This window comes from Methanoculleus sp. SDB (assembly GCA_001412355.1).
Lineage (GTDB): Archaea > Halobacteriota > Methanomicrobia > Methanomicrobiales > Methanomicrobiaceae > LKUD01.
Window position 1 is genome coordinate 1 of record LKUD01000053.1, and the last position, 12,946, is coordinate 12,946.

At 56.8% G+C, this 12,946-nt stretch carries 13 protein-coding genes and 1 pseudogene; 7 read left to right on the forward strand and 7 right to left on the reverse strand.

Annotation, left to right across the window (positions count from 1 at the left end; translation table 11 throughout):
• Positions 1-194 precede the first annotated feature (194 nt).
• Complete coding sequence (locus tag APR53_00045; GenBank protein KQC04280.1) at positions 195-935, forward strand: hypothetical protein; 741 nt, start codon at positions 195-197, stop codon at positions 933-935.
• Positions 936-939: 4 nt separating this feature from the next.
• Here APR53_00045 and APR53_00050 read toward each other — a convergent pair whose 3' ends face one another.
• Together APR53_00050 and APR53_00055 are read right to left on the reverse strand one after the other, a co-directional pair.
• Positions 940-1,392 (reverse strand): thioredoxin peroxidase, encoded by a 453-nt coding sequence (locus APR53_00050; GenBank protein ID KQC04291.1) that lies wholly within the window; start codon positions 1,390-1,392, stop codon positions 940-942.
• Positions 1,393-1,447: 55 nt separating this feature from the next.
• Positions 1,448-1,633 (reverse strand): hypothetical protein, encoded by a 186-nt coding sequence (locus tag APR53_00055; protein ID KQC04281.1) that lies wholly within the window; start codon positions 1,631-1,633, stop codon positions 1,448-1,450.
• 138 nt (positions 1,634-1,771) lie between these two features.
• On the opposite strand from APR53_00055, the gene APR53_00060 reads away from it, so the two are divergent.
• On the forward strand, positions 1,772-3,277 hold the full coding sequence (locus tag APR53_00060) for a hypothetical protein (protein ID KQC04282.1): 1,506 nt from the start codon (positions 1,772-1,774) through the stop codon (positions 3,275-3,277).
• Positions 3,278-3,329: 52 nt separating this feature from the next.
• Here the strand turns inward: APR53_00060 and APR53_00065 are convergent, their stop codons facing one another.
• Positions 3,330-6,395, reverse strand: coding sequence for a hypothetical protein (locus tag APR53_00065; GenBank protein ID KQC04283.1), 3,066 nt, complete (start codon positions 6,393-6,395; stop codon positions 3,330-3,332).
• A gap of 186 nt (positions 6,396-6,581) precedes the next feature.
• On the opposite strand from APR53_00065, the gene APR53_00070 reads away from it, so the two are divergent.
• The gene (locus tag APR53_00070) at positions 6,582-7,013 is read left to right on the forward strand and encodes a hypothetical protein (GenBank protein KQC04284.1); all 432 of its coding nucleotides are present in this window, start codon (positions 6,582-6,584) and stop codon (positions 7,011-7,013) included.
• 92 nt (positions 7,014-7,105) lie between these two features.
• Here the strand turns inward: APR53_00070 and APR53_00075 are convergent, their stop codons facing one another.
• A complete protein-coding gene (locus tag APR53_00075; protein KQC04285.1) occupies positions 7,106-8,674 on the reverse strand; it encodes a hypothetical protein in 1,569 nt (522 codons plus the stop codon).
• The gene (locus APR53_00080; GenBank protein ID KQC04286.1) at positions 8,671-9,027 is read right to left on the reverse strand and encodes a hypothetical protein; all 357 of its coding nucleotides are present in this window, start codon (positions 9,025-9,027) and stop codon (positions 8,671-8,673) included. Before APR53_00080 ends, APR53_00075 begins: the two co-directional genes overlap by 4 nt.
• A 194-nt stretch (positions 9,028-9,221) precedes the next feature.
• On the opposite strand from APR53_00080, the gene APR53_00085 reads away from it, so the two are divergent.
• Positions 9,222-9,932 carry a DNA alkylation repair protein gene (locus APR53_00085; protein KQC04287.1) on the forward strand — a complete coding sequence of 237 codons (711 nt, stop codon included), beginning with the start codon at positions 9,222-9,224 and terminating at the stop codon, positions 9,930-9,932.
• A gap of 82 nt (positions 9,933-10,014) precedes the next feature.
• Entirely contained in the window at positions 10,015-11,271 is a 1,257-nt protein-coding gene (locus APR53_00090; protein ID KQC04292.1) for a cation transporter, read from the forward strand.
• Between the two features lie 25 nt (positions 11,272-11,296).
• Here the strand turns inward: APR53_00090 and APR53_00095 are convergent, their stop codons facing one another.
• Positions 11,297-11,506, reverse strand: a complete 210-nt coding sequence (locus APR53_00095; protein ID KQC04288.1) for a hypothetical protein — start codon at positions 11,504-11,506, stop codon at positions 11,297-11,299.
• A gap of 32 nt (positions 11,507-11,538) precedes the next feature.
• Between APR53_00095 and APR53_00100 the strand changes: the two genes are divergently transcribed.
• Together APR53_00100 and APR53_00105 are read left to right on the forward strand one after the other, a co-directional pair.
• Complete coding sequence (locus APR53_00100) at positions 11,539-12,018, forward strand: hypothetical protein (GenBank protein ID KQC04289.1); 480 nt, start codon at positions 11,539-11,541, stop codon at positions 12,016-12,018.
• A 249-nt stretch (positions 12,019-12,267) separates the two neighbouring features.
• The gene (locus APR53_00105; GenBank protein ID KQC04290.1) at positions 12,268-12,738 is read left to right on the forward strand and encodes a hypothetical protein; all 471 of its coding nucleotides are present in this window, start codon (positions 12,268-12,270) and stop codon (positions 12,736-12,738) included.
• 7 nt (positions 12,739-12,745) lie between these two features.
• Here the strand turns inward: APR53_00105 and APR53_00110 are convergent.
• A pseudogene (locus APR53_00110) lies at positions 12,746-12,946 on the reverse strand.

Consider the following 12,946-nt stretch of genomic DNA (forward strand, 5'->3'; position numbering starts at 1 on the left):
TTTGAGGAGATTCATCCTAGACTAAAAAATTCCGAAAGATTATAGAAACCGATATTCTCCTTTGAGATCAGGATCGTTTCATTATACTCTGTAAAAGAGAGGCGGGTTTGAGGATCGGGTGCGGCAGAGGTATAGATCAGCGATTATATTTATCATTCCTATACACATCCCCTTATTATTCTGAGGAGAATCTGATGAACTGCTCCCAAAAATTTTTCACGATCCTGTTCGTTGCGGCCGCATCCATAGTACTGCTCTGCGGGGCAGCCAATGCCGTCTGTCCCTGCATGATTCCGGATGAGGCACCAGCCTCAGGATCCATACCCTGTGACGCGGAACAGATACCCCGTGGCTATGACACGGAACAACAGCCAAAGTATTCCTTCCAATCGCCTTCCGTCTCTCCGACGGCTGATCCGGATTATGTCGACATTACCCCTCCCACTATAACAGTCCGGAAACAGCAGGAGACCTGGGCCCCCGGCGACCGGGTGGAGTACAGAGTGACGGCATCTGACGAGAGCGGCATTGCATATATTGAATTATGGGCAAACGGCGGCCGGGTGCGGATATGTATTGCACAGGGCACATGCGATTACGTCACCCCCCCATTGCCGAACGAGATAGAGTTCGGTGTGATTGCGGCTGACAGATACGGGAATATCGGCCGGGAGGGAAACGTCCCCCCCGATGCGAGAGGTTTTTTCGAGTCCTCAGATGAACAGACCGGGGGGGACGTGTGCACGACCTGCACAGCGGCGTCCACTCCGCAAAAAACGGACGACTGGCGTGAAAGTCTTTTCCTGCCCTGCCGCATCCTTTCCACGTATAAAATCGCCCTCGGGGCCACCATTCACTGGGAGGCATTTCCTGATGCCGCACCGGAGAGCGAGTGCACCACCTGCAACAGTATCCAATACATAAAGGGGGCCTGATTCCCTACATTCCCTGCAGCCAGCCAATCACTTCCCCGATATCAGGCACCGAATGCACGGGGTAGATCTTAACCCGGGCAACCTTTCCGTCTTCGCCGATGAGGATGTTGGCCCTTTCTGAAAAGCCGTTCGCTTCCCGGAAGATGCCGTACAGCCGGGCAACCTCGCCATGAGGCCAGAAATCGCACAGGAGCGGGGTCCGGGTAATGCCGAGGGTTTCTGCCCACACCCGTTTGCAGGGCAGGGAATCAACGCTGATACCGAACGCGACGGTGTTAGTCGATTCGAAAATCTCCCGGTTTTCTTCGAGCGATGTCACCTGGGCGGCGCAGTAATCCGTCCACGCGAGGGGGTGAAATGAAAGGAGCACCCGTTTGCCTGCATGTTCATAGAGATCAACGGTTTTATCCCGCTGATCTTTCAGTGAAAAATTCTTTGCCGTATCCCCCGGACGAATGAGCCGTGCCTGTTTCATGATATCGCCTTTCTGTTCACTACTCCATGCTTCTATTTCAGTCCTGTGGCGGGGCACTCCCTTTTCCGGTATCGCCGGAATCACCCGCGGCGTGGAGGCGGCGGCCGGATCTCACCTTTCCGGTGACACAAGGATTGAAGAGGCCGGAGGATGATACCTCCATGATACGAATCCTGTCATGAACCCAATGCCCGCACTCCTTCTCGCTGATGGCGATCAACATTCTCTTTCTGCAGTGGAGACGTTCCTGCAATCTCTACGGGAGGTTACCTCCACCTCTGTCAGTTCAGGACAGTATGCCCTTGATGAGCTCAGAACACACCAGTATGACCTGATTATTACTGGATCACAGCTTACGGATATGACCGCCATCCAGTTCCTCGGCCAGATCCGGGATAATGGCATCGAGACACCGGCACTGCTTCTGGATGACAGGAAGGATCCTGCCCTGCCGGGAAAGGCCCTGGCCTCCGGTGCACAGTACGTGGTAACCGCACACACAGACGGCAAGCACCTGAATCAGGATTTTTTCTCCGGATGCCTCACCCTCATCGAACGATACCGGACTTTAGAACGCCTCAGGATAGATAACCGGATCATGCAGGCGGTTATAGCCTCATCGCCGATCCCGACGTGTGTGGTGCGAAATCGCCGGATCGTCTGGATCAATGAGATTATGGCCAAAACGCTCGGGTACGACGAGCATGAACTGATTAATGCGGATCCCCTGATGCTGCTTCCGGAGAGCGGAGAAAATCCGCATATCGACGAGCTTATCTCGGGAGTCAGTGATGAGATGGGATGGAACACCGCAGCTACAGCGATTAAAAAGAAAGACGGCTCGGTGTTCGACGCCCTCCTCCGTTCCCGCTCCATCGACCCGGAACATCCGTCTCTGGGCACGATCGTGACAGGTCAGGACATCTCCGAATATTCCCGCATGAAGGATCTCTTACGAAAAAGCGAACTGCGCTGTTACGATCTTGTCAACAATGCAAAAAGCATCGTTCTCCGGATTGATCCGCACGGGAAGTTCAGGTTCATCAACCGTTTCGGGGAGACATTTTTCGGGTACTCACCGGATGAACTTACCGGCAAGGCGGTTGTAGGAAGCATACTTCCCAAAAAATCCCGAAGCGGAAGGGATCTGGATTCGATGCTCCTGCAGGTGATGGAAAATCCCGAGCAGTACGAATTCAATGTCAATGAAAACATGAAAAAGAGCGGTGAAAGGGTCTGGATAGCATGGAGTAATCACGCAATCCGGGATGAGCATGGCGATCTGGTGGAGATGCTGTCAATCGGCAATGATATTACTGATCGGGAAAGTGATCCGGATGATCCTCTCTCAACCGTCGCGTGGATGAGTACTATCATCGAGGATACCGATATCCCCTATGATGTCTTCGAGACGGTCTATTCAATCGCCGCTGAGATCTCGCGGGACGGGCGGGAAGGCAGGGTGATCGGCACAGCATTCCTGATCGGTGATGCAGATCAGGTGCTCGCCCATTCCGTCCAGCTGATCCTGAACCCGTTCGAAGGCCATGATCCGGCCACACGGGCCGTTTCACGGTCGGATATCCGCGAAACCATCAAGGAGTTAGCCCAGCTCGACGGGGCATTTGTCATCAGGGGCAACGGTCTCGTCGAGGCAGCGGCACGCTATATCTCGGTTGATGCCCATGATATTGCCATCCCGAAAGGATTCGGGACCCGCCATGCATCAATTGCGGCGATCACGGAAATCACCCGTGCTGTCGGAATTGTTGTTTCACAGAGCGGCGGCAGGATCTCGATTTTTCGCCACGGCAGGATTGTGCGGATCATTCCCATCGAAAAAGGAAGGGATGTCCAACGGGAGTGAACACGGGAGCACTTTCCAAAGGTCTGCGTCAACCGGTTCCGGATGATTGTGGTCACCCGGTTTCTTTTTCCTGCTCGTCGCAGAGCGGAGTGTAATCACAGAAGCGGCAGGCCGAATACGACGGTGTTGCAGGAAACTCACCCGCACAGATGGCACCGATCATCCCGGAGAGCTTGCGCCCGAAAAGCTCAATGCTCTCGTCGTCCGGGAAGTAATCCACACATTTATTGCCATTTAAAAAGAGGAACGAAGCCCGGCGGGGCAGTTTACCGTACCGGTCCCGGACGGCAAGGCAGTAGAGGTTGAGCTGGATGTTCTCTTTTGCGGACGTGCGGGTGAGCGATCCCGGCTTCGATCCGGTCTTGAAGTCGATGACAACGATACCGCCGTCCGGTGTCCGCTCGATACGGTCGATATAGCCCTTCATGGTGCGGCCGTGATAGGTAAACAGGAATTTCTCCTCGATGCCGGCAAGGGAATTGTCGTTCATGAGGTGCCAGCCGAGATAGGAGTCAAGAAGTATCTCCGCCTTCGTCCGATCTTCCGCCTCGTGCTTCCGGGACTGGTACGCTCGGGGGGACCAGAACCGGTCGAGCATCGCACGGGCACGCTCCCGGGTGGGTGCAATCCCTTTGAGCTCATCAGCGGAGAGTTTTTCGATGACTGTGTGCACGACCGTTCCCAGTCCGAAGTAGGACTTCGGTTCGGAGGGAATGAAGAGTACGTGCCTGAACCTGTACTGCAGAGGGCAGGACTGGTAGGTCTGCAGTGCAGATGCGGAAAAAACGTGGTCCGGGCCGACGGCGCACGTATCCCCTCCCCCCGGGAGAGTGAAGGGTGCCTCGGGGACTGCAAGGAACACGTTCCTGTCAAATGCCGAGATATCCTCCCCTTCTTCCAGCAGCCGTATCTTTTCGAGGTCCATCATCCGTTGCAGAGCGGTGCCGAGCCGCATGCCGACGACCGCCCGGATGGCCTGGGCCTGCAGGGCATTTTTTGCCACTTCGAGTTCGTTTTGAGCCCGAAAGGGAATATCCTGCGCCTCTGCGGGCACGTCGATGACCGTGATGAGCGGGTTGTGCGCGTACTCCAGCTCCTCCAGAAATACCGACGGCCGGGATTCGTGTTTGTTGTCACCGTACATCTTCGCCCGGGTGAGATAGAGCCGATCCTGCGCACGGGTCATGCCCACGTAGCAGAGCCGGCGCTCTTCCTGCAGGTGGAGGGTCTTTTCGTCCTCCTCCGGAACCAGCCCCCGGGCGAGATCCCGGGGGACAGAGAACGGCTTTTCCTGGTACCGGAGGGGAAATTTCCGTTCCGAAAGATCCACCAAAAAGACGACGGGAAATTCCTTGCCCTTGCTTTTATGCAGGGTCAGGATCTGCACGGCATCGGTATCGGCGGGTTCGGACATCTCCACATCCATATCGGAGAGCAGCGAGAGGTATTCAAGAAAGTCATCCACCCGGGCATCCTTCGTGATTGACTCGTAGTCACGGGACAGCTCATAGAACCTGTTGAGCACCAGCCGGTGCCTTCCGTCGTCGTTATCGAGCGCCTCCCTGTACACGGCACCCGCCCGCATCATCACCTCGTAGACGATCCCGGAAAGCGTTTCCCGTTCTTTTTTTTCGATGAGCCGTTCGACCGACTGTGCAAGTTCACGGACTCCGTGCCGATATTCCGGAGCCACCCCCTCCGCTGCCTGCATCGCCTCAAAAACGCCGTCGGAATGGCCGACTCCCCACGCCGCTTCCCGGGCAGTGGCATTGATGGTCTGCACGACAGCCTCCGGAACCCCGCCTGCCTTCATGATCCGGTTTAAGGAGATGCCGGCGGCAAGGGGATTTTTGACAGCCCGCAGCCATGCCATCATATCCCGAACTTCCGGCATAGAGAAAAAGGCAATCTCACCGGAGAATTCGCAGGGAAAGCCGTGGCTCTTCAGCAGCTGATAGAACTTCACCCCTTCGGCACGCCGTCTGCAGAGAATCGCAAAATCACCACACCGGACCTGCCGTTTCCGCCTCTCTCCCCGGTCGAACAGCTCCGTCTCCAGAAGGCGCCGGATCTCTGAAAGGACATAGTGAGCCTCGGCATTTTCATTCTCGCACTCGGCGACCGTGATCGCCTCACCGGCAGGATTCGCAGTTTCGAGCGGCTTATCCTCCCGTCCGGGAGCATGGGCCATCAGCTGCAATGCCGCCGCCAGAATGGTGCGTGAGTTCCTGTAGTTCTCGTCGAGGAGCGTCTCCCGGAGATCCGGGTATGTCTGCCGGAAATCGTCAAAATTGCCGAAGTATGCGCCACGGAAGCGGTATATCGTCTGATCGTCGTCCCCGACCACGCAGAGCTGGTCACCTGCGAGCTGTTTGATGAGCGCAAGCTGGGCGTAGTTGGTGTCCTGAAACTCATCGACGAGAATATAGCGGTAGCGCTGTTTATAGAGCGCCAGTATGTACGGTTTTCGCTCAAAAAGGCGCACCGTTTCGTGGATCATATCATCGAAGTCGAGGAGCATTCCCTCTCGCTTGAAGCGCTCATATGCCTCATAGACACGCAACAGATCGCGGAGCCTGCCATGAAAGAGACGTTCTCTTCCGTCACGATCCCCCTCGCCGCAGCAATCCTTCCTGCGAAGGTAGGCGTCCAGATCCGCTGGCGTGATCAGCTCATCCCGCAGGCGGGAAATCCCGTCGATGACCGATTCGAGGACCCGCGGCGCATTGTTTCCCACCTCGATATGCTCAAACCCGAATTCGTCGATGTTCCGGAGGGCCCATACCAGCTGGTTCGTCCTGCTGACAATGCCGGAGGAGAAGCTGATCCCCGAATCGAGCACGTTGTCCTCGAGCACCTGGAGGCAGAAGGAGTGGAAAGTGTAGACGGCAATATCGCTCCCTGCCGCCCCGAGCGATTTTTCGAGACGTTCCGCCATTTCACGGGCGGCCTTGTCGGAGAAGGTGAGAGCAAGGATTTCTGACGGGGCAACACCCTGTTCGATGAGGTGGATAATCTTTTCCGTGATCACCCGTGTCTTGCCCGATCCCGGCCCTGCCAGGATACACTGGATGCCCGTGGTGGTGACCGCTTCCTGCTGTCTCTGGTTGAGCTGCATGGTGACTCCCGGCTGTTTGCGTGTATCAATGAATACTGGAGGGCGGAAATATCTAAGAGTATGGATTGCATCACCCGGAATTAATCACTCCTGCGTGGCGGGATCTTCGCCTGCCGTCGGACTCGGCCCGGCCCGCCGATCATTTTATCTGGAGGGAGGATAAGTGAGCACCGAGGTAGAACGTCTATGAGACTCGAAGAGAAGATCCTGCAGGTCATGGGGGGGCTTCATGTTGCCGCCGTCGCCACGGTCGATGACGGCATGCCGGCGGTGCGGTTCATGTCGCTCGAAGGCTACGACGACATGAGGCTCGTCGGCGCGACAATGAAAAGCTCGCGAAAAGTCGGCCAGATCCTGAAGAATCCGAATGTCGCCCTCTCCATCTGGTCGTGCGGAGAGTATACGGATCCCTACGTGGTCATCAGGGCGACAGCAGCGGTGCAGGACGATCCGGCGACGAAGAAGAAGTACTGGAATCCGATGAAAGAGGCGTACTTCCGGACGCCGGACAACCCGGAATATGTCGTTGTGACCTTCACCCCGAAAACGATCGAGTATACCGACACGAACGGGATGGAGGTCTGGGAGAGGAAGCCGGCAATCCCCGTCGCCCGGTGATGCGTTGTCCGGAGACAGGCTTTTTTTGGATGCGGATTCCCGCACGCGGTAAAAAGAAAGACCCGGAGGATATCCGGTTTTTCCGGATATCCTTATCCCGTGTCGTACCGCGGCAGGCAGAATGCGCATCCGTTGTACCCGTCGGCGATGGCATCCTCAAGGGTGCAGTAATAGACGCGGTTTCGGAGAGCAATCCGGTGGGCCCATTCGCATTCCCGCACGTGAACCTCTCCGGTGTTTTCGTTCGCGATATACGGCGCATAGGTGTCCGCTCCCGACGTTGAGATATTGAGGGATACGAGTGCCTCCGTCTCATTGATTTCCAGTGTTTCACCGGCGACGGAAACCGATACCGAGGTGCCGGGAAGCGTCTGTTCGATCATCGCCGGGAAGAGCACGATGGGGGGCATCTCGGTCACGATGCTGTTTATGGCCCAGTCCACGATGTAGTCGAGGATGAATTCAGGTACATCCCAGGAAAGCGGAATGTCGATGTCAAGGGCCGTGAGATCGACCATAAGCCGGCGGGACGGATCGAGGGTGACAACGCCCTCGGCATTATCAATCACGACGGTGATCCCGTTGGCCTCCAGATCAAAGAGCTTCACGGTGCTCGTGGTCTGGTCGACCTCCCAGAGTCCCCAGAAGAGTTCGGTGGTGGTGGTGATCTGCATATAGACTTCCGCCCAGATATCGAGCGTTACCGACCCGGAAAGCCGGACGGTGTTGCCCGGAAGCAGATCGAAGGTGAACTTGGAGAAACCGATTGCGGCGCCGGCATCGATCCAGATTCGATCCAGGTCGACATCCGTGTCCACCAGACCGAGTGTCAGCACCGCGGTGCCCCAGTCCAGGAGAGAGTCTATAAAATCGACGAAATCAGGCGGATCATAATCATAGGAGCCCATGACGGTGACGGTCTTGGGGTGCGTGGTGTTCGCCCACCAGAAATCGTAGACGCGATGCATGGCGGCCTCGTTCACCCCGATGCCGATGTGGTTTCCCCGGGTAAAGTCGGTCACGGACGCGGCGCTCCCCCCGGTGTATCCCAGCAGGTTCACCGCTCCGCTCGTGACGGAGGGCGGAAATACCCGGGTCGCACCGAGGCTGATGGGCAATTTATATGCCTCCCCCGCCGGCATGAAGGGAAGATCCGCCGAGAAAATGACGGGCGAGAGCTCGATCGTGGTGACCTCCTCGGTGAGGAAGGCCTCCATGCCGATGGCAAGGATCTGATTCAGTTTTTCAAGCACGGAGGCGGGAAGGTGATACCTGTTGTCCAGTTCCACGTCCTCGATGGCCGCCATAGTGCATTCCACCCTGAACTGCCGCGTTGCCGGATCAAACCGGGGGATAGCGGCTATCCGGAACTGAGCTTCGAGATCAAACGTAATCGCCCCGAGCACGGTGAAAATGGTCTCCCCGCGAACCGTTATCTGCAGTTCTCCGGCATCCGTGACCTCAAAGGATGGTTCCCTGGCAAGGGAGACCCGGTACCCGATCTCCATGAAGTCCTCGAGATCCGGAGGGACATCAGGGACAGGAAGGGTATATACTCCCTCGAACACGGGGAATTTTCCGAGGCAGTAGGCGACTTTAAGGAATGTATTGATGAGATCCTCGTGAAGTTCCATCACGACATCATAGCCGCCGGTGTTCATGGCTCTCCCTCCCGGGGTGCTGTAGTGATTGCACCGGTTTCCCGGTCGATGGTCACCCTGACCTTCACCGGCTGCCCGCTCCGGATCATGCGGTAATAGGGTTTCCTGCTGTCCGGGATCCCGTCCATGACCGAGCGGGTGTCGGCTGTAATCCGGGCGTGCCACTGGTCGCTGACCTTCCGCAGGAAAGCGTCGTCGATGACGATACCCTCTTCCTCAAGCGTTCCGGGCAGATCTTCCTCCAGCCTTCGTTTCAGGTCCGGGCTCGCTGCGAGACGGGCCCTGATGTCTTTCACGGGTTCGAATTCAAAACGTTTCAGACGTTCTGCATCAATGCGAAATTTCCGATTCATGGGTCTCGGTCCTCCAGATAATATACGCCGTGACTCCCCCTGCAGCCTGATAAAGATTTGCCTGGCTGCCGTGAGAATTTCAGGATCTGAGGCGCCCACCCGGGCCGCTCCCGATTCGGAAGGGAGGTGTTTTCACCCCGCAAACATCACTATTTAAGTTTCCCGGGAAACACCCTCACGTACCGAGGTTATTCATGCATTCGGAGATTATTACCCGGATCCGGCAGGATCTGGCCGGGAACGCCGACGAAGAGACGAAAAACAGCTCCCGGCGCTTTTTTAAGGAAACAGTGCAGCTCTACGGCGTGAAGAGTGCACCGGTCCGGAAAATTTCGCACCAGTACTTCCGCGAGATCCGGGGGCTGGACAGGGACGGGATCTTCACCCTCTGCGAGGAACTCCTGCAGTCAGGGTACCTTGAGGAGGCGATGATAGCATATGACTGGGCGGACCGGATCCATCGCCGGTTCGAGCCGGAGGATTTTTTGGTGCTCGAACGCTGGCTCTCTTCCTATGTCTCGAACTGGGCGGAATGCGACACCCTCTGCAACCACGCCGTCGGCTCGTTCCTCGAGCAGTACCCGGAGTTCCTCTCCCGGCTGAAGGGCTGGGCCCGGTCGGAGAACCGGTGGATCCGGCGGGGGGCGGCGGTATCACTGGTGCTGCCCGCACGGAGAGGGAAATTTCTCGGGGAGATTTTCGGGATTGCGGACATTCTGCTGAAGGATCCCGAGGATCTGGTCCGGAAGGGCTACGGCTGGATGCTCAAAGAGGCGGGCAAAAGCCACCGCGATGAGGTATTCGCATACGTGATGCGGCACAGGCATGAAATGCCCCGGACGGCCCTCCGGTATGCGATCGAGAAAATGCCGGAGGAGATGCGGAAGCAGGCGATGGAGAGATAAAGTGTGCGTCCCACCCGGTGACGGGAGCTTCCACAACGGTTATCAGAGAGAGCCGGGTACAGAAAGGATACGGGAGATCTGCATGCAGAACAGTCCGGCAGGCAATTCGTTCGGAACCGGAGAGGAGGCTGACGCGGCCATCCGGAGGGTTGCCTGGTACTCGCTTGCCGTGAATGCCGCACTTGTCATTATTAAACTGGTTCTTTCACGAATCTCAGGAAGCCTTGCACTTGAAGCCGATGCGATTCATTCGTTCCTCGATGTGCTAGCTTCCGTCGCTCTTCTTGCAGGCATCTGGCTATCATCACGGAAGAGTAAAGAATTTCCGTACGGCCTCTACAAGGTCGAAAACATCGTCTCTGTCATTATTGCCTTTCTGGTTTTTTTCACGGCGTGGGAGATCGTGGTCGAAGCCTTCACCGGAGGAGGAATGGGGCAGCCCTTCGGAGGATGGGTCCTGTTTGCCGTGGCAGCACTCGTATCGGTTCCCTACCTGCTCGGAACCTATGAAATGCGGGTGGGTACCATCCACAACTCCCCCAGCCTTATCGCAGACGGAAAACAGCACCGGGTGGATGTCCTCTCGACGTCGGTGGTGTTTCTTGCCGTCCTCGCCCAGTATTTCGGCATCCCTGTCGACAGTTTTGCGGCCGTCATCGTTGCAGGATTCATTGCATTCTCAGGCTGGGGTATCCTGAAAAACAGCATGCGCACCCTCCTCGACGCATCGATCGACCATGACACACGGGATGCCATCAGGGCTGCGATCATGTCGGATCCCATCGTGACCGGCATCAAAGAGCTTACCGGCAGGAATTCGGGCAGGTATATCTTTGTCGAGGCCCGCGTGGTGATGAAGAAAACCGACCTTGAAGAAGCAAATCTGGCAAGCGAACGGATAGCAACCCGCATCCGGGATCTGGTCCCCAATGTGGAGCGCGTGGTCATTCATTCCGAACCGGAGGAGCGGCTGTCCCTGCGCTATGCCGTTCCGCTTGGTGACCCGGGAGGCACGATCAGCCCCCACTTCGGTGAAGCGCCATGGTTTGCCCTTCTCGATTTCAGCGTCAGGGACGGAACACTTCAGCGCACGGAGCTGCTTGCGAATCCCGCCAGTGAAATGGAAAAGCAAAAAGGACTTCGTGCGGCGGAGCTGCTCCTCCGGCATAAAGCGGATGTGGTCTTCTCCCAGCAGCCGCTCACCGGGAAATCGCCTGAATATGTTTTTGAATCGGCAAAAGTAATCGTCAGGAGAACCGATGTGACGACCCTCACCCGGCTCACAGGGCAGATCAGGCATGAACTGCAACAGGAACACGCCGGCCGGGAGGAGAATTAAGCCTGTCCGCACGTAGCGAGGAGGATCACCCGGCAATTCTGAAATATCCCTCCCAACAGAGCATTGCCACGAAGGAAAAGCCGAAAGCACCGGATTTTTCAGTCCGGACAATCCGGGACGATGCAGTAGCCATAAGGCGGCGGAACAGACCCCGGAAGACAGATCGTGCCTCGTCTCCCCTGCCGGACAACACATAAATAGTCATCCGTGGATAGGTGAGCAACTCAACGGTCATTCTCGTACCGTACATATGAGGAGGGGTACATCATTCTTCACGTGAAGGATTTCCCGATCGATACCCGATGGCAGATTGCGACCCGCGCCTTTTCCAGATTGGTCATTGCCGCAGGAAAGCAGGCTCAGGACCAGACAACAATTCCGGATACGTTTCATGAACTGGCCGATGAGATTTTGTGGATCGCCCGGGATCACAACCTGCCCCGGGAGAGCGCCGCAGGAATCGTCCAGACACTGTGGATCATCTCGACCATGCTCTTCGGTCCTGCATTCGAAACGCCGTATATCAAAGGATTTCCCGAAGAGGCCATAATCCGGCTCACCCGCTGCCCGATGTACACCGAGGAGTTCTGGGCGTCAGGCAGTCCTGGTACCATCCACGCGGCATGTTGTGCGTATCTGGCATCCACCATTGAGTCATTAAATCCCGAATTCAATCTTACCGTTTTGCATTCCCGCTGTTCAGGCGATAAATTCTGCGAGATGGTCATCACACGGAAGAAGGATTGAGGGTGGCGACCATCCGGGATCAGCGACTCTCTGCAAGCGAGGCAGAGTGCCGGCGCACACAGTCCGGTCGGGACCATCGTACGTAAAAAAGGGCGCCGCTCAACGGGCGAAGTACTCTTCCGTGACACTCCCGTTATCCGACGTCCCGGGTACCGGACAATGCATAAATAGTCTTCCGTGGAATTGTGAACAGCTCCACGAAAACCAGAACGGGATCCGTGGTGCGGGAGGGGAGAAATGATGCTACGCATGCAGGATTTCCCGAATGAGGCCCGGTGGCATATTGCGGCCCGTGCGCTTTCCAGAATGATCATTGCCGCGGGACAGCAGGTTCAGGCCCAGGAACCAATTCCCGATGCCTTTTATGCATTGGCGGACGAGATCGGCCGGATTGCCGGCGATCACAACATGCCGAGGGGGAATGCCGGGGAAATTATCCAGACGCTCGGCATTATCTCGGTCATGCTCTTCGGGCCGGCGTTTGAGACCCCGTACATCGAAGGATTTTCCGAAGAGGCGGTCATCCGGCTTACCCGCTGCCCGCTGTATGACGGAAAGTTTCAGGAGCTCGCCACCCCCGAGACCATCCGCGCAGCATGCTGTGCGTACCTGGTAACCGTTATAGGGGCGTTAAACCCTGGATTCACCCTTTCCGTGCCGTTTTCACGCTGTGCAGGCGATGAGTTCTGCGAGATGGTCATCGAGCGGAAAAAGGGGTGACCCCCACCTACTCCGCACTCCGGTAGCAGTACTTCGGCACCGGCTCGCCCCGGGCGGGGGTAAAATAGCCGCAGGGATTGTCCAGGCACAGCACGAAGTTCATGAATTTGGCGTCGGCCTCGGCCTCGGTGAGGCACTCACAGCCCCGGGGGCAGACATCTTCTATGGCGGTATGCCGGCAGCCAATCTCCGGATCGCACCAGTCCTC